This is a genomic window from Mesorhizobium sp. GW821-FHT04C10, assembly GCF_059420305.1.
In genome coordinates this window covers 4,559,068-4,575,562 of the sequence record NZ_JBWKTL010000001.1, presented here as the reverse complement: position 1 = coordinate 4,575,562, position 16,495 = coordinate 4,559,068, and the positions used below count along the sequence as shown (strand labels likewise).

Here is a 16,495-nt window from a genome sequence, read left to right as displayed (position 1 = left end):
AATTCGTTCCGGCCCAATCCGTTCCGACACGACCCGGCTTGAGTCCCCGGGGGCTTTTGCTAGTCTGCCGCCAGCTTCAACGCCGGCCCGCGAGGACATATGGCACAGGACAGCCAAACGCTCCGTGGCGACGGCATCTCGGCCGTCATAGTCGGGCAGGGCGCCGAACTGGTTTCGCTGCAGGATGCGCAAGGGTTTGAGTTCCTGTGGCAGGCCGGTCCAGAGTGGCGACGCCATTCGCCGGTCCTGTTCCCGATCGTCGGCCGGCTGAAGGGCGACCAACTGCGCCATCGTGGCCGCACCTATCCGATGACACAGCACGGCTTCGCCCGCGACAAGCCGTTCACCTGGGAGGAGAGGGGACCCCACTCCTGCACGCTGGTCCTCACCGACGACGCCGACACGCGCGCGCACTATCCCTTCGCCTTCCGCCTCGCCGTGACCTACACGCTCGACCGTCAGCAGCTTGGCGTGACCTTCGCGATCACCAACACCGGCGACGAGCCATTGCCGGCTTCGGTCGGCGCGCATCCGGCATTCAACTGGCCATTGCTGCCGGAATTGCCCAAGGAGGCCTATCGGCTGACCTTTGCGGAGGCCGAGCCGGCGCCGATCCGCCGGCTGAAGGATGGCCTTTTACTCCCGGTGGCGTGGCCGACACCCATCGAAGGCAAGACGCTTCCACTATCCGAACGCCTGTTCGATGACGACGCCGTCATTCTCGATCGGCCCGCCAGCACGAGCGTGCGCTACGCCGCCGACCACGGTCCAGCGATCGAAATGTCATGGCAGGGAACAGAGGAACTCGGCATCTGGTCCAAGCCGGGCGGCGCGCCGTTCCTGTGCATCGAACCGTGGCACGGCATTGCAAGCCCAGCCGATTTCGACGGCGAATTCAGCGAGAAACCTGGCGTGATGCTGATCGAGCCGGGAGCGAAGCGTTCTCTGGGCTACCGGATCAGCCTGGAGCTGGGGCGGCGGTGATCACCGGACGGCCAACCGCATAACCAACGCCGTGGGGCATCAAATGAAACTTGGCTTCATCGGCACAGGCACGCTCACGGCTGCCATCGTTACCGGGCTCAAATCCGTAGCCGACGATCCGGTTTCGGTCGTGTTGTCGCCGCGCAACGAAGAGATCGCCTCGAATCTCGCTTCCCGCTATCCGAATGTGCATGTCGCCGCCGATAATCAGGCGGTCCTAGACGCGTGCGACACCGTCATGCTGGCGGTCCGGCCGCAGATTGCCCATCAGGTGCTGCCTGAATTGCGGTTCCGGCGCGACCATCACCTGATCAGCCTGATCGCCACGTTGTCACGCGAGGAAATCATCGGCCTGACAGCCCCAGCGACCCGCGTGACAAAAGCGCTTCCCATGCCGATGGTCGCTCACCGGTTGGGGGCGACAATTATTTACCCGCCTGATCCGGATGTGACGGCGTTGCTCGGCGGGTTGGGGAAGGTGATCGAGGTCGAGAACTCGCAAGAGTTCGATGCGTTGAGCGTGGCGACCGCGACCTATGCCGCCTATTTCAAATACCTCGATACGATCCATCACTGGTTGAAAGCGCATGGCGTTCCAGACGCGAAGGGGCGCGATTATATCGCGGCGCTGTTCAAGGGGCTTGGGTACGCGCCGGAGACGGCGCCTGATGCGGATTTCGCCCATCTGGCGCAGGACTATGCGACCCGTGGCGGCATCAATGAGCAGGTTCTGAACGAGCTCACGGCCCACAACGTCTTTGAGGCGTTGGCGGAAAGCCTGGACGGTGTCCATCGGCGCATTTCGGCGGCCGGCGCCACTTGACGGGCCAGACGAGAAGCGTTCCCGACTCTAACCGATTTCGGCCGGAGCAGGGGACTCGGCCGAGCTCTTCTCGGGGGCAACGACCATGTCCGGCGCGAGGCCGGGCAAACACGATCCGATCTCTGCTAGGGCCATTCCAGGAAACTTGCGAAGCGGTTTTCCTTCCGGAATTGCGTCAAAACAAAGAGTTAGAGCGGCTCGCCGTTTCCATGAAACGGTCAAATGCTCTAGCCGCCGAATTTGTAGCTCAGCCTGGCCACTACGGCATCCGCCTTGGCCGATATCTTGTAAGTCTCAGGATTGCTTCCCAGCGTGCCGTCATCAAACACGTTGTTCCCGGTGCTCGTCTTGGATCCAAGATCTATGTGTGTGTAATCCACGCCCAGAGTCAGCGAGTGGGTGAGGGCATAGTCGATGCCAGCACCCACGGCGTAGCCATTATGCCAGTCACTCTGCTCATAGGTGACGCCCTGGGCCAAGCTGCAACAATCATGCGCTCTGAAACCGACTTCGCCGCCAGCGTAGCCGCCCTTGGCATAGATCATGAAACGGTCAAAGGCATAGCCAACGCGACCAACAACCGTCGCATAGTGCTTGATCTTGCCGGTCTCGGTATCACTGTCTGGGAAATAGGGGCTTGTGATCGTCTTTTCGACGCCCGTGGCATCCCATGTGGCCTCGCCACCAAAGACGAATTGCTCCCACTGATACTGAGCGCCTACATGCACGCCGCCCGCGACATTTGCATTGTGAAAGTCGAAACCCTCTGCTCCAGGATCAATGTCGTCGGTAAAGAAACCACCGTTGGGTAGCGAAAAGTCTGTCGCCGTGATGTCGCCATTGGCGACGCCAATATGCGCGCCGACGTAGAAGCCGCTCCAGTCATAGGCAGATCCCGCGACCGGCGCGGCCATATCCGTTGCCGATGCCGTGGTGGCACTGAGTCCGGCCAGCGCAATGATTGCAAGAAGTCGTTTCACTGAATACCTCCCGTCCTGTTCATCAGTGAAGAGGAAAATACACGAATACAATAAATGAGCTGTGATTATTGCGCCCCACTGTCTCTGAAATGAGCAGTTCGGACGATTGTGCCGATCACATTCACGAGAACACGCGCTGCGGTCAGGGCCGACATTCCGTCGATATCGGCGGGCGGATAGAGTTCGACAAGGTCGAATCCCGCGATCCTGGCCCGCTTGCCGAGACCCGCGATCAGGTCGATCGCCTGCGTGTAGGTGAGGCCGCCCGGCGTACGCGCCGCCACGCCTGGCATGATGCCGGGATCAAGACTGTCGCAGTCGAAGGTGACGACGACCCGAGCGCCTTCCGGAATATGCCTGAGCGCCGCTTCCACGCCTTGAGCATGAATTTCGCGGGCGGTCACGAAATGGCTGCCATAGCGCCGCGCCGCTTCGATTTCAGCGAGGCGTGCGCTGCCGACGCTGCGCAGACCGACCTGCACCATGCCCGCGACATGCGCCATCTCGCTCGCCCGCCGCATCGGGCTCGAATAGCCGTAGCGTTCGCCATGCACCTCGTCGCGCCAGTCGATATGGGCATCGATCTGCAGGATCCAGATCGGTCCGTGATCGGCAAAGCCGGCAAGGAACGGCGTGACGACGGAATCGTCACCGCCAAGCAGGATTGGCACGGCCGGCAAGGCCAGGACCTCACGCGTCCTGGCTTCGATCCGGACCCTGTTTTCGGTATTGTCGTGCAGGATGGTCGAGATGTCGCCGGCGTCGACGCAGCAGACTGGCTTGCCGTCGAACAACGGACCGCCGAGATCGAAATCCCAGTGCTCAACGAGCGGAGCATCACCCTGGCTGGCCGCGCGTATGGCGTCGGCGGCCAAGGCATGGCCGCTGCTGTCCTGGCCGGGATAGGTGCTGCCATGGCCGGCTCCGAAGATCACCGCACGGGGCGTGCGGCCGTCGGCGAGGCGGTCGGGAAGGCCGAGGAATGATGGCGACATTTTCTTGATGGTCCTGATGAAACGGACTGGGAGGTTATCGCGTAACAGCGGTTGCCGCAAAGTAGGCCGACTTTGTGGATCGGGAAGCTCGACGCCTTCGATCGCCCCCTGAGCTTTTGCGATTGTAGTCGATTGTCCTGTCGTCGATCTCGCGACGGATCTGTTCCAGGCACCTCTCGAAAAGGCGACCTACCTCATATTAGTGGCCTCTTGTGAACTCCTTCACATACAAATTCGTGTGTGGCGTACAAGATATGCCAGAACAGAAATTTATCTGCCCTTTGCAAATAGATCTTAGAGCAAAAAAACATCAGATCAAACGAGAGAGATGGTCTTTTGCAGATAGGATGAATTTTCGTTCTATTCACAATAATTGTGGTGAAACCAAACAAAGGAGATCAAAATGTACAAGATCATCACAGCTGCGTCAGCGTTGCTTATGCTCACGGCGCCTTCGTTCGCGATCGACTCGACCTTCGTCCACAGCCTTCGTGCCGACAATGGCGACTTCGAGGCCCCGGGAGAGGTCAAGGGCCAACATCCATTGGCTTCGGAAGAAGCGGTGTATGGGTTCCAGACAGGATCGATCGGGTTGGCTGGTGGCGTTTCGAACTCCAGTTGCATGGGGGTCAGCCCGCACCAGTATGACCCTGTCAGTCCCAATTGCCGCAACTGAGATACAAGTGGGGAGCGGTGGTCAGCGCCACCGCTCTCCCGCCTCAGGCGGACATTTCCACGGACTGTCAGGATCCGATGTGGTGGCCCTCATTCCACCCTTGTGAATTGGCGACTTCAGTTGTCGTTCTGTGTCTCGGCCAGATGACGAAGGGCGCCGAAATTGGTTATTCGCAGGCCACCACGCTTGATTGCGATGATCGAGCGGTTGCGCCAATTGTTGAGCGTCTTGTTGACGGACTCGCGCGTGGCGCCCAGGAATTCCGCCAGTTCAGACTGGGAAATCGGTATCCAGCCTGACCCATCCGCCATTACGCCAGCCAGGAAGACCAGTCGCTTCGCCAGCCTCGCTTCAATGCCGAAGAAGGCATGATCCCCAAGTTCGCTGCTGATCCAACGCAGCCGTGCGCACAACAGCTCAATCATGGCACGTGCCAGCGATGGGTTTCTTTCAATGCGATCGAAGAGTTGCGTCCGGCCGAGCGAGGCCAGATCGCAAGCGGTGAGGCAGATGGCGGTTGCGGTGCGCGGGCGCCCGTCGAGCGCGCCAACCTCTCCGACCAGGCTGTGCGCAAGCTCGATATTGGCCACCAGCCTCTGGCCTCCCTGCGAATAGATCGAGATCTCCACCGTCCCGCTCATCACCCCGTAAATACGATCGGATGGATCTTCCTGAACGAAGAGATGCTGACCAGCCGCGTAGCGTTCGACCTTGCAGCCGCTGAAGAGAAGATCGAACAGGCGTGGGTCAATCCGTGCAAGGCGCGGCAGATCATTTCCATCGTTCGCGCTGCCGGAGGCCATGTTGATTTCCCAATTGCCGCCTCGCTACCCCTGTTCGAGGATCTCCTCGATCGTCGATGGAAGAAGCGTGGCGCCATGCATGGCGGAGATGCCCATGACGGTTTCGTGCTCGGCTGTCAGGGGCAGGGCGTCGATCGTGCGGTAGAGCCGGTCGCGGTGTCCGGGATCGAGCTCACCGTGGTCGATGAGCGTCTGGAAAGCCGCATGCGGAAACCCCGTCGCGGAAATCAGCGTCTGGATCAGCGTCGGTGTCGGCGGGTGTCCCTCCATCAACGCGACGAAACCAAGGAACGCAACAGGGTGATGGTGATGGATCCAGTAGTACTGCGCTCCCACCAGGCTCGCGACCGAGGGAGATGGTATGCGGCTCAGCGCCGTCGCCCGCTTCACACCCAGCAGTTCGAGGTCGTCGAGCAGCAAGTCATCATGCCCCAACTCCTCCTTGACGTGCTCCTCCAGGTATCGGACCAGACCGGACGCGATAGGGTCAGTAGCCGCCATTTTCTCGGCTCGCTCCGCTGCTACTTCCGTCAAGGGCACTGTCGCACGAATGATTTGGTGCTGAGTGAGCAGGAACTGCGGCCAAAAGTCAGCAAGCCTCGGATGCGTCACAAGGGTGCGACATGACTTTGCGTATGGTTGGACCACAAGATCGATCTTCCGCCGGAGACGAACGCTCGGCGTAGTAGCGGCCCCAACCTCGATCCCGCCCATGCCGGCATCCCGGTGGTTAAGAAGCATTCCGCTGGTTAAGAAGCATCCCGTGGGTTACGAAGCTCGGCTAGTGAACCTTGATGACGATGCCGTCATCTGCTTCCTCCAGGTCCTTCCCCAGCTTCCTTAGAAGGGCTATCTCGCCCCCCGAGAGACTGGCAAATGTCTCCCACGCGTCCTCTGGGAGGGCATCCGCCGAGACCTCCATGTCGTCGAGATACTTTTTGACGTGTGCTGGCAATTCTACTGCCATCGCCCATCCTCCAGTTATCTTAGACCATCCTAAACTATCGTAGACTAAGATGGGCCTGTCAAGAGGGCGGCCTTGCGGGGGACGGACTTGCCCTCCGCAAGGCCTGGCCGTACAGTCCATGAGCACAATGAGATATGCTCTCGGGAGCTCGATCTGTTCGACATGCGGATCTGCCAATGCAGCCGAATTGCAGTTCTGTGCGTCCTGTGAATCGCCGCTGACCCAACGAGCTTCCGGTGCCGCCGATACGCGCAAGGTGGTGACGGTCCTCTTTGCTGATATTGTCGGCTCGACGGCGTTGGGAGATGAGCTCGATCCCGAGTCGCTTCGCAATCTCATGACCCAGTACTTTCGGGAGATGGCCGCGGTAATTCGTGGCCACGGGGGGACAACCGAGAAGTTCATCGGGGATGCGATCATGGCGGTGTTCGGCATCCCGCTCCTCCATGAGGACGACGCGGTGCGTGCGGTTCGAGCCGCGGTTGCAATGCTTCATGCGCTTCATCGGCTGAACGATGAGTTCGAGGCGCGTTGGGGCACCAGGATCGTGATCCGGATAGGTATGACCACGGGTGAGGTGCTCGCCGGGGATCCGGGCCAGGGCGAAACTTTCGCGGTCGGAGACGCGGTCAACATTGCTGCCCGGCTCGAACAAGCTGCCGAGCCAGGGCAGGTTCTGATCGGAGACGCGACGTATCGGCTTGTCCGCGATGTCGCGATGACGTCGCCGATCGAGCCGCTTCGCGTGAAGGGGAAGTCAGAGCCCGTCGCCGCGTGGAACCTCATGGATGTCGCCCCCGCGGCCCCCGCTGCCCGTGGTCTCGAATCCCCTCTGATCGGTCGCGACAAGGAAGTCGCCGCAATCGGAGAGATGTTCGAAAGGACGGTCAAGTCTCGAGTATGCGAGATCGTAACGGTGATGGGCCCGGCGGGAATCGGCAAGTCGCGGCTGACGCGTGAATTTCTTCCCCGACTCGAAAGGACAACGACGGTCGTGGGGGGGCGGTGCCTGCCATACGGCGAGGGGATTACCTTTTGGCCCATTATCGAGGTGCTCAAGGCCGCGGCGGGCATCACAGATAGTCACTCGCCCGACGATGCTCGCGCAAAGATTGGCAAGTTGCTGGAAGGTCCCGATGCCGCGCTGGTCGTCGAACGCCTGTCCGCACTCATGGGCCTCACCCGTGCGACGCCTGGTGTTCAAGAGACGTTCTGGGCCGTGCGCAAGCTGTTCGGCAAGCTGGCAACGCATCGGCCATTGGTCGTCGTGTTCGACGACATTCACTGGGCCGAGCCGACGTTCCTCGATCTCCTCGAATATCTCGCCGATTCGCTTGACGGTGTGCCGGCGTTCTTCCTCTGCCTCGCTCGCCCTGAGCTGCTCGAGGTTCGCGCCGGCTGGATGACGTCGAAGGCGAACGCGTCCCTCATCACCCTGCGCTCGCTGAGCGACGCCCATACGGATGGCTTGATCCGGAACTTGCTCGGAGGCGCGGAGCTCGCGAACGAGGCCCGCGCGCGGATCGCCGATGCCGCCGAGGGAAACCCTCTCTTCGTGGAGGAGACGCTGCGGATGCTGATCGACGACGGTTTGCTTATTGCCGTCGACGGCACGTGGACGGCGGCTGACCACCTGTCGAGGCTGACGATTCCACCCACGATCAACGCCCTTATCAACGCGCGCCTGGACCGGCTCGGTGGCGAGGAGCGCTCTGTGATCGAGCGGGCATCCGTGATCGGACGCATCTTCTGGTGGGGCGCCGTCGAGGAGATGTCGCCGGAAGAGCAGCGGCCCCGCGTCGGCGGCCAGCTTCAGTCGCTGGCGAGAAAGCAGCTGATCCGCCCGGATCGCTCGGATCTGGAGGAGGAGGATGCCTTTCGCTTCACTCACAGTCTCGTCGGGGACGCGGCCTACAATGGCATTCCAAAGGGCGTGCGAGCCCACATGCATGAGCGCTTCGCCTCATGGCTGGAGGCAAGGATGCGCGAGCGGGCCCGAGAGTACGAAGAGATCGTCGGCTACCACCTTGAGCGAGCCTACAGGTCTCTCGCGGAGCTCGGTCTATCGAACGAGCGCGTCGAGTCGCTGGCACGACGTGCGAGCGTGCCGCTGGCTTCTGCCGGGCAGCGCGCCTTCGCGCGGGGCGACATGCCAGCCGCGGTCAACATGCTGTCGCGCGCCATCTCGCTCGGACCTCGCGACGATCCTGGGCGGCTGGCACTGTTGCCGGAGCTCGCATTTGCACTGCTGGAGACTGGCGACCTCGAGCGCACGCGTGGCGCGATCGCCCAGATGCGTGAGGCCGCGACCGCCTCCGCCGATCGTCGACTGCAAGCGCATGCGCTCATTCTCGATCTGTGGGTGCGCTTCCTGTCAGAGCCGGAGGGGTGGGCGGACGAGGCGTACCGAGAGGCACGGCAGGCCATATCGATGTTCGAGCAGGAGAACGACGAGCACGGCTTGGCCAAGGGTTGGTCCTTGCTTGGCCTGTTTCACCTGACAAAGTGCAATTTCGGCGCCTCTGAAGAGGCGTGGGAGAGCGCGGCGGCGCATGCGTTTGCAGCGGGCAACGACAGAGAATGGCTCGAGTCGCTCTCATGGGTGCCGCTTGTCGTGTGGGCCGGCCGTATGCCGGTCAAGGCGGCGATCGGCCGGTGCAAGGACGTGCTCGCCAGGGCGCAGGGTGATCGCAAGGCGATGTCGGCAGCGCTCTTCAGCTGGGGGAATCTCGAGGCGATGCGCGGCAGATTTGGCGAGGCGCGGCAGTTGATAGCGCAGGCCAGGTCAGCGGTCGAGGAAGTCGCACTGACCGTGTGGAGCGCGGGACCTCTTACGGAGATGAGCGCCCTGGCCGAGCTCTGGGCGGGCAACGCGGCAGCCGCCGAGCGGGAGCTTCGCTGGGGTGTAAGGACCCTTCAACGCACCGGCGAGTTCGCATGGTTGCCTACGATTGCCGGCATCCTCGCCCAAGCCATCTATGTCCAAGGCCGGTACGAGGAGGCCGAAACGTTCGTTCGGTTGGGCGAGGGGATCGCCGGCAGTGACGACACATACTCGCAAGGCCTGCTGCGATGCGTCCGGTCAAAGATCTCGGTCCGTGTGGGCGATGTGGAGGGAGCTCTCCGTATGGCCCGGGAGGCTGTCGCGATCGCCGAGCCGACGGACTTTCTGTTCCTCCGGTCGTTCGTCCTCGACGGTCTTGGAGAGGTTCTCCACATCGCCGGCCTCCCGGAAGAAGCGGATGCGGCGCTTGCGAGCGCTGTTCGCCTGTGCGCGCAAAAAGGCTTCGTCGTCGGTGCACGACAGGCTCGGGGGCGACTAAGGAAGCCCGCGCCGTAGGGCGGCCGTTATGTCCTCGCTTCGTCTCCGCCGCCGCAGACTCCATTCGGCTGAAACTTACCCGCTATCCGGGCCGCTCAGGGGCCCGAAGCGTGCGCATGAAAAAGTCGCATAAGATAGATTATGGAACTTACGAATGAAGGTGGCGCAGCAATCAGGACAGCGCTTTCCGCATCGCGCCCGCCAGTCCGGCCGGATTCTCCCATGCATGCCATCGAATGCCCGGCCTGCGGTACGACGCTGATGGCGATGCGTTGCTGAGGCAAGCGTTGCGTATCTTCGTCCGGCAATAATTTTTCGCCGAAGATCACAGTCCTTGGCATTGTCATCCTAAGCAGCAACTCACGCCAGGTCGGTTTGCCGCCGGCAATCAGCGATGTTGCCCCACGGCGCACGGCATACGGTGCGCTTATCGACAATGAAGGCAGCCCAGATGCCCACCGCCATCCGACCTGGGATTTGCTCACCAGATCCCTCGTGACCGTGGGCCAGATAGTCACGATAGAGCAGGTTTCCGAGGTTTCTACCCAGCTTGAACGATTTCATGGCTCGCAGCTCGCGAGAAAATCGATCTATCACTCTGACTCATAAGGGATTTCTATCATCATCCCGTCATAGGCAGGTGCCACGTTGGCCGGCGTCTCGGCCATCACAGTGGCATAGTCGAGCGGCACGTGCATGTGGGTTAGCACTGCATTCTTCGGCGCCAGCTTCTCGATCCAGCCGAGCGCCTGGCCGAGTGACAGATGGCTGGGGTGGGTCTTGTACTGCAGCGCGTCGATGACCAGCATCTCCAGGCCGCATAGCCGCTCGGCGGTGGCGTCGGGAAAGTCGCTGATGTCAGGGCAATAGGCCAGCGCTCCAATGCGAAACCCGAGCGAGATGATGTCGCCATGGACCTGCGGCAATGGCTCAAGGGTGAGGGCACCCCCCTCTCCTTCGATCACCACCGGCTTGGCGTGGTCGATGATATGGGCACTGACGATCGGCGGATAGGAACTGCCGGGTGGCGTCTCGAAGCAGTAGCCGAACGCCTGGCGCAGCCGCAGCATTGTCGGCTCGTCTGCGTGAATATCGATCCGCTGGCGCTGATCGAGGACGAAGCCGCGCAGGTCATCGATGCCGTGGATGTGATCGGCGTGCGGATGCGTGTAGACGGCCGCGTCAATGCGCCTGACAGAGGCCATCAGCATCTGCTGGCGAAAATCGGGACCAGTGTCGATGACGACGGTCGTGCGGTTGCCATTCGTCGCGATCCGTTCAACCAGGACGGCCGTACGCATGCGCCGGTTCTTCGGGTTGTCCGGGTCGCAATTGCCCCAGTCGCCGGTGATGCGCGGCGTACCTGGCGACGAGCCGCAGCCGAGAATGGTCAGGCGCAGCCGGTCAGTCATCGGTCAGGCGCTCAGCTCGGCAGGTCGCGGCATCTTGCCGAACAGCCGGAAGAAATTGTTCGTCGTCAGATCGGCGATTTCAGCCTCGCTGACACCAATCGTCTCCGCCAGCACCTTGGCGGTGTGCGCGACATAGGCCGGCTCATTACGCTTGCCGCGGAATGGGATCGGCGCCAGGTATGGCGCGTCGGTTTCGACGAGCAGCCGGTCATGCGGCACGTCAGCGGCGACGGCGCGCAATTCGGCCGAGTTCTTGAAGGTCAGGATGCCCGAGAACGACACATAGCCGCCGAGCGAGACGCCCACCTCGGCCAGCCGGCGTCCGGAGGAAAAACAGTGCAGGATGAAGGGGAAGGCGCCCTTCCCTGTTTCGTCCTCGAGAATGGCCGCCATGTCGTCATCTGCGTCGCGTGAATGGATGACCAGCGGCAGCCCGGTCACGCGAGCCGCCGCGATGTGATTGCGAAAGCCCCGCGCCTGCGCATCGCGCGGCGCCTTGTCGTAGAAGTAATCCAGCCCAGCCTCGCCGATCGCCACCACCTTCGGGTGATCGGACAGGCGAACGAGGTCCGCAGCGGTGACGTCGAGCTCTTCGGCTGCATTGTGCGGATGGGTGCCGATTGAGCAGTAAACTTCATCAAAAGTTTCAGCGATTTCAAGGATTTGCTGAAACCGCTTTACGCGAGTGGAAATCGTCACCATGCGGCCGATGCCGGCCGCTTTGGCGCGGGCGACAATGGCCGCCCGCTCCTCGGCGAAATCTGGAAAGTCCAGGTGGCAGTGGCTGTCGACGAGCATCAGGCGTTCGCGCCCGGCTGTTCGACGTAGCGCGGAAACACGCCTTCCGGCACAGGCAATGTCGTGCCGGGCACAAGCGCATAGTCGGCGTGGACATGCTCGAAGTTACGCTGGTCCGCCGGCACCGCCAGCAGATCGAGCAGCTTGGCGGCCGACCCCGGGATGTAGGGCTGGCTCAAAAGTGCGACGCGACGGACGATTTCGGCGGTCGTCCACAGCACCGTTTCCATCCGCGCCGGATCGGTCTTCTTCAGCGCCCAGGGCTCCTGAGACGTGAAATAACGGTCGGCTTCGGCGGCCACGCCAAAGATCGCCGCCAACGCCAGATGAATGCCCTGATCCGCCATCGCCTTGCGCGCCGTGCCAAGCGCTTCCACCGCCTGGTCGAGGATCGCACTGTCGGCTTCCGTCAGTTCGCCACGCTGCGGCACCACGCCACTGCAATTCGCGGCGATCATCTTCAGCGAGCGTTGCGTCAGATTGCCGAGACCATTGGCGAGGTCGGCATTGGTGCGGTTGACGATCGCTTCATGGCTGTAGCTGCCGTCCTGGCCAAACGGCACTTCGCGCAGGAAGAAATAGCGCACCTGATCGAGGCCGTAATGCTCGACCATGGTGAACGGGTCGATGACGTTGCCGACAGACTTCGACATCTTCTCGCCGCGGTTGAACAGGAAGCCGTGGCCGAAAACGCGCTTCGGCAGCGGGATGCCGGCCGACATCAGGAAGGCCGGCCAGTAGACCGCATGGAAGCGTACAATGTCCTTGCCGATGATATGCGCGTCGGCCGGCCAGAAACGCCATTTCTCATCATTTTCATCGGGATAGCCGACGCCGGTGATGTAGTTTGTCAAGGCGTCGACCCAGACATACATGACATGCTTCTCGTCGCCCGGCACCGGCACGCCCCAGTCGAAAGTGGTGCGCGAAATCGACAAATCCCTCAGCCCCGACTTGACGAAGCTCATTACCTCATTGCGGCGCTCGGCCGGGCCGATGAAGTCGGGCTGGCTTTCGTAAAGCGCGATGAGCTTGTCCTGATAGGCAGAGAGGCGGAAGAAATAACTCTCTTCCTCGACCCATTCGACCGGCGTTCCCTGCGGCCCGTAGCGGATATTGTCGGGACGGACTTCTGTCTCCTCCTCACCGTAATAGGCTTCGTCGCGCACCGAGTACCAGCCGGCATAGCCGCCCTTGTAGATATCGCCATTGGCGTCCATCGCCTTCCAGATCGCCTGCGAGGACGCGTAGTGCCGCTCTTCCGTGGTGCGGATGAAATCGTCATTGGAGGCGTTGAGCGCGGTCGCCATGCGCTTGAAATCGGCCGCGTTGCGGTCGGCCAGTTCGCGCGCCGAAATGCCTTCGCGCTTCGCCGTCTGCAGCATCTTGATGCCGTGCTCGTCGGTCCCGGTGAGGAAGAAGACCTGCTTGCCGTCGAGCCGCTGGAAGCGGGCGAGCGCGTCGGTGGCGATCAGTTCGTAGGCATGGCCGATATGCGGCTTGCCGTTCGGATAGGAAATCGCGGTCGTGATGTAGAATGTGTCGCGTGACATGAATGAACCGTCATGAATGTCTGAATGGAAGCCGTGGCGGTGGATATCGCATCGGAATGGCATTTGCCATCCCGGTGCCGATGCATGCCGCCCAAAAGTGACCCCGGTTTTGGGGCAACGGCATGCACCAAAAAGGCCGTCACATTCGCATCGCAGAATTCAGGCGGTCTATCATGGTCAAGGCGTGCTGCTTCTTGTCGAGATTGTAGGTGTCGGTCTCAGATATCGCGTCCAGCGCCTCATGCCAAGTGTCCGACAGCGTTTTCGCCCGCGCGAGGTCGCCTGACAGTGCTGCCTGGCTTGCCGCATCCGACAATAGGTCGAGCGCGCGGCGGTTGAAGATATCGAACTGGATCGCCTGGTCGCGGCCGGCGACGGCTTCCGCGAGCCGACAGGCTCCGCCGATATCGGTCTTTCCCGCTGCCACCAGCGCATCGAGTGTCTGGGCGATTTCCAGCCCGCCATATTGCGTCAGCAGGATCGCGTTGCGCACACTGCCCCCTGCCCGTTCGACCAGCGCTGCCCGTGCGGCCGGGTCGTTCGGTGGCGGCGGCTCCGCGGTCTCCAGCACTGCCAGCAGCTCGTCGGCCCCGAGCGGAGTCAGGCGCACCACCTGGCAGCGCGAGCGGATCGTTGGCAGCAGGCTGCCCGGCGCATGGACGATGAGAATGAACAGCGTTCGTGCCGGCGGCTCCTCAAGATTTTTGAGCAAGGCATTGGCGGCATTGGCATTCATGTCGTCGGCGGGATCGACGATGACCACCCGGTAGCTGCCATCATGCGAGGTCATCGACAGGAAGCGACTGACCCTGCGGATCTCGTCGACGGTGACGACGGTCTTGAAGCTCTTGGTCTTGTCGTTCAGCGGCCGGGTCAGGTGCAGCACGCCCGGATGCGCTCCGGTCGCGATCTGGCGAGACAGCGACGAGGTCGGATCGGGAACGGCAAGGCTTTCCGGCGCCTGCGCGAAGTCTGGGTGCTTCAGCAGGTGATGCGCGAGATGGAAGGCCAGTGTCGCCTTGCCGATGCCGACCGGCCCGGCGAAGATCAGAGCATGCGGCAGTTTTCCGGATCGATAGGCGGCGGCAAGCATCTCGGCCGCCTGCCCGTGTCCGACCAGACGAGGCGTTTCGGCCGGCTCGGGCACGCCATCCAGCGTATCATGCTGTTCCGGCGCGATGCGTTCGAAGATCATACTGGTGCGGCCTGCCTGTTGCGCGCGGGCGCCCTCGCCTCCAGCGCCGCGAACACGGCGGCGGTGACGACATGCTCCACCGTATCGGGATCGGCGGACGCGTCGACGACGATGCAGCGCTCCGGCTCGGCCGCGGCGATCGCCAGAAAGGCCTCGCGCCGAGCCTGATGGATGGCCAGCGTCTCCTTTTCGAAGCGGTCGGCGCCGGCGTCGCTGCCGCGCCGCAGGGTCGCGCGCCGGAGGCCCTCGGCGGGATCGATATCGAAGATCAGCGTGATGTCGGGCACCATGCCGTTGATGGCGACCTGTTCGAGCGCAGCCATGAATGCCGGGTCGATCCCGCCGGTGACGCCCTGGTAGACGCGCGAAGAATCCAGGAAGCGGTCGCAAAGAACGATGGAGCCACGCTCGACCGCCGGCCGGATGACCTGCTCAACATGGTCGGAACGGGCGGCGGCGAAGAGCAGTGCTTCCATCTTCGGCCCGAATGGCTCCGCGGCACCCGAAAGCAGCACATGCCTGACCGCTTCCGCGCCTGGCGAGCCGCCCGGTTCGCGGGTGACGAGGACATCATACTTCTTGGCGCGCATCTTCCTTGCCAGCCGCTCGATCTGCGTCGACTTGCCTGCGCCCTCGCCGCCTTCGAAGGTGATGAAAAATCCGCGCGCCAATCGAAACGGCCTTTGTCCATGTTGGAGTGGATTGTTGCGCTCTAGATAGTCCGCGTTCGGGGAAACGTCCATGCCGTCAGATTTTTGCTTTTATGCATGTCGTTGTCTCAAGACCGTGGCCACTTTTGAGCGACATGCATTAGCGCAGCCAGCCGATCGCCAGTTCCTTGACGGCATCGAGCGCGCGCTGTGGCAGCGTGCCGACACCGATCGACTCGGCGGCGAAAAGCGGTGTCTCCTGGCTCAGCGTGTCGCCGATCCAGACGCGCAGTGCACCCACTGGCTGGCCCTCCTCCACCGGTGCGGCGACCGGGCCGGTATAGACGATCCTTGCCGTCAGCTTGTCGCGGTTGGTGATCGGCAGGAAGATGGCGATTGGCCCTTTTGCCTTCAACGTCACGCCGGATTTCGCACCGCCAAAAACCTGGGCCTCGCCAACCACCTCGTCCTTGGCGAAGATCTCGGTCTTCTCGAAGGACCGCGCGCCCCAGTCGAGCAGCTTTCGCGCCTCCTCGGCGCGTTCCTTGTCATTGGCGAACCCGCTCATCGCCGCAACCACCCGCGTGCCGTTGTGGCTGGCCGAAGCGACGATGCCGAAGCCGGACGCCTCGCTTGCACCGACCGCCAGGCCATCGGCACCGATGTCCATGGCCAGCAGCGGGTTGCGGTTCCTCTGCGAGATCTTGTTCCAGGTGAAATCCTTCAGGCCATAGTAGCGATAGAAATCCGGGTAATCGCGCCACAAATGCAGGGCCAGCTGCGCCAGTTCGCGCACGGTCGTCTGCTGGCCATCGGCCGGCAGGCCGGTCGAATTGACGAAGGTCGATGTCTTGAGGCCGATCTGGCGGGCACGCTCGGTCATCTGCGCGGCAAAATTATCTTCTGACCCGGCCATGCCTTCGGCGATGACGATGCAGCCGTCATTGGCGGCCTGCACGGTCACGCCCTGGATCAGGTCCTCGAGCCGGATCGCCGATTTGAGCTTGGCGAACATCGTCGATGTTCCCGACGGCGCGCCGCCCTTGCGCCAGGCGTTTTCGCTCACCACGAACGTGTCGTCGAGCTTGAGCCGCCCGGATTTGATGGCGTTGAAAACCACTTCCATGGTCATCAGCTTGGCCATCGAGGCCGGCGGGATCGGCTTGTCGGCATCTTTCGAGAACAGCACCGTGCCGGTATCGGCATCGATCATGAAGGCCTGTGTGGCCTTGGTCTCGAAAAGCTGCGCGTGAGCTGGAGCAAGGGAAATCAGGAGACCGAGAAGAAAAAACCCGGCAAAAGGCTGAAGCAAGCGAAACTGCATGAAATTCGACCCG

16 protein-coding genes are annotated in these 16,495 nt (G+C 62.1%); 4 read left to right on the top strand and 12 right to left on the bottom strand.

Annotation, left to right across the window (positions count from 1 at the left end):
* The first annotated feature begins 99 nt into the window (after positions 1-99).
* On the top strand, positions 100-984 hold the full coding sequence (locus AC07UC_RS22185; protein ID WP_494907428.1) for an aldose 1-epimerase family protein: 885 nt from the start codon (positions 100-102) through the stop codon (positions 982-984).
* 43 nt (positions 985-1,027) lie between these two features.
* Positions 1,028-1,807 carry a pyrroline-5-carboxylate reductase gene (locus AC07UC_RS22180; protein WP_494907427.1) on the top strand — a complete coding sequence of 260 codons (780 nt, stop codon included), beginning with the start codon at positions 1,028-1,030 and terminating at the stop codon, positions 1,805-1,807.
* 227 nt (positions 1,808-2,034) lie between these two features.
* On the opposite strand, the gene AC07UC_RS22175 is transcribed toward AC07UC_RS22180, so the two are convergent.
* Together AC07UC_RS22175 and AC07UC_RS22170 are read right to left on the bottom strand one after the other, a co-directional pair.
* Complete coding sequence (locus tag AC07UC_RS22175; RefSeq protein WP_494907426.1) at positions 2,035-2,787, bottom strand: outer membrane protein; 753 nt, start codon at positions 2,785-2,787, stop codon at positions 2,035-2,037.
* 65 nt (positions 2,788-2,852) lie between these two features.
* On the bottom strand, positions 2,853-3,782 hold the full coding sequence (locus tag AC07UC_RS22170) for an agmatinase (RefSeq protein ID WP_494907425.1): 930 nt from the start codon (positions 3,780-3,782) through the stop codon (positions 2,853-2,855).
* A gap of 403 nt (positions 3,783-4,185) precedes the next feature.
* Here AC07UC_RS22170 and AC07UC_RS22165 point away from each other — a divergent pair, with 403 nt between their 5' ends.
* Positions 4,186-4,458, top strand: a complete 273-nt coding sequence (locus AC07UC_RS22165; RefSeq protein WP_140773857.1) for a hypothetical protein — start codon at positions 4,186-4,188, stop codon at positions 4,456-4,458.
* 116 nt (positions 4,459-4,574) lie between these two features.
* Here the strand turns inward: AC07UC_RS22165 and AC07UC_RS22160 are convergent, their stop codons facing one another.
* From AC07UC_RS22160 to AC07UC_RS22150, 3 genes are all read right to left on the bottom strand, one after another.
* Positions 4,575-5,261, bottom strand: coding sequence for a Crp/Fnr family transcriptional regulator (locus AC07UC_RS22160; RefSeq protein ID WP_494907424.1), 687 nt, complete (start codon positions 5,259-5,261; stop codon positions 4,575-4,577).
* Positions 5,262-5,285: 24 nt separating this feature from the next.
* Positions 5,286-5,762: an iron-containing redox enzyme family protein gene (locus AC07UC_RS22155; RefSeq protein WP_281406828.1), complete on the bottom strand. Its 477-nt coding sequence runs from the start codon at positions 5,760-5,762 to the stop codon at positions 5,286-5,288.
* A 280-nt stretch (positions 5,763-6,042) separates the two neighbouring features.
* A complete protein-coding gene (locus tag AC07UC_RS22150) occupies positions 6,043-6,228 on the bottom strand; it encodes a hypothetical protein (RefSeq protein WP_140773854.1) in 186 nt (61 codons plus the stop codon).
* Between the two features lie 187 nt (positions 6,229-6,415).
* Between AC07UC_RS22150 and AC07UC_RS22145 the strand changes: the two genes are divergently transcribed.
* Positions 6,416-9,568, top strand: a complete 3,153-nt coding sequence (locus AC07UC_RS22145; protein WP_494907423.1) for an ATP-binding protein — start codon at positions 6,416-6,418, stop codon at positions 9,566-9,568.
* A 342-nt stretch (positions 9,569-9,910) separates the two neighbouring features.
* Here the strand turns inward: AC07UC_RS22145 and AC07UC_RS22140 are convergent, their stop codons facing one another.
* The 7 genes from AC07UC_RS22140 to AC07UC_RS22110 all read right to left on the bottom strand — a co-directional run bounded on the left by AC07UC_RS22140 (position 9,911) and on the right by AC07UC_RS22110 (position 16,482).
* A complete protein-coding gene (locus tag AC07UC_RS22140; protein WP_494907422.1) occupies positions 9,911-10,114 on the bottom strand; it encodes a hypothetical protein in 204 nt (67 codons plus the stop codon).
* Positions 10,115-10,143: 29 nt separating this feature from the next.
* Positions 10,144-10,962: an MBL fold metallo-hydrolase gene (locus AC07UC_RS22135; RefSeq protein ID WP_494907421.1), complete on the bottom strand. Its 819-nt coding sequence runs from the start codon at positions 10,960-10,962 to the stop codon at positions 10,144-10,146.
* A 3-nt stretch (positions 10,963-10,965) separates the two neighbouring features.
* Entirely contained in the window at positions 10,966-11,760 is a 795-nt protein-coding gene (locus tag AC07UC_RS22130; protein WP_140773851.1) for a TatD family hydrolase, read from the bottom strand.
* Positions 11,760-13,313 carry a methionine--tRNA ligase gene (gene metG / locus AC07UC_RS22125; protein WP_494907420.1) on the bottom strand — a complete coding sequence of 518 codons (1,554 nt, stop codon included), beginning with the start codon at positions 13,311-13,313 and terminating at the stop codon, positions 11,760-11,762. The genes AC07UC_RS22130 and metG overlap by 1 nt, the downstream gene beginning before the upstream one ends.
* A 139-nt stretch (positions 13,314-13,452) precedes the next feature.
* On the bottom strand, positions 13,453-14,508 hold the full coding sequence (locus tag AC07UC_RS22120; RefSeq protein WP_494907419.1) for a DNA polymerase III subunit delta': 1,056 nt from the start codon (positions 14,506-14,508) through the stop codon (positions 13,453-13,455).
* Positions 14,505-15,179, bottom strand: a complete 675-nt coding sequence (gene tmk / locus AC07UC_RS22115; RefSeq protein ID WP_494907418.1) for a dTMP kinase — start codon at positions 15,177-15,179, stop codon at positions 14,505-14,507. The genes AC07UC_RS22120 and tmk overlap by 4 nt, the downstream gene beginning before the upstream one ends.
* A gap of 139 nt (positions 15,180-15,318) precedes the next feature.
* On the bottom strand, positions 15,319-16,482 hold the full coding sequence (locus tag AC07UC_RS22110; protein ID WP_140773847.1) for a D-alanyl-D-alanine carboxypeptidase family protein: 1,164 nt from the start codon (positions 16,480-16,482) through the stop codon (positions 15,319-15,321).
* Positions 16,483-16,495 lie beyond the last annotated feature (13 nt).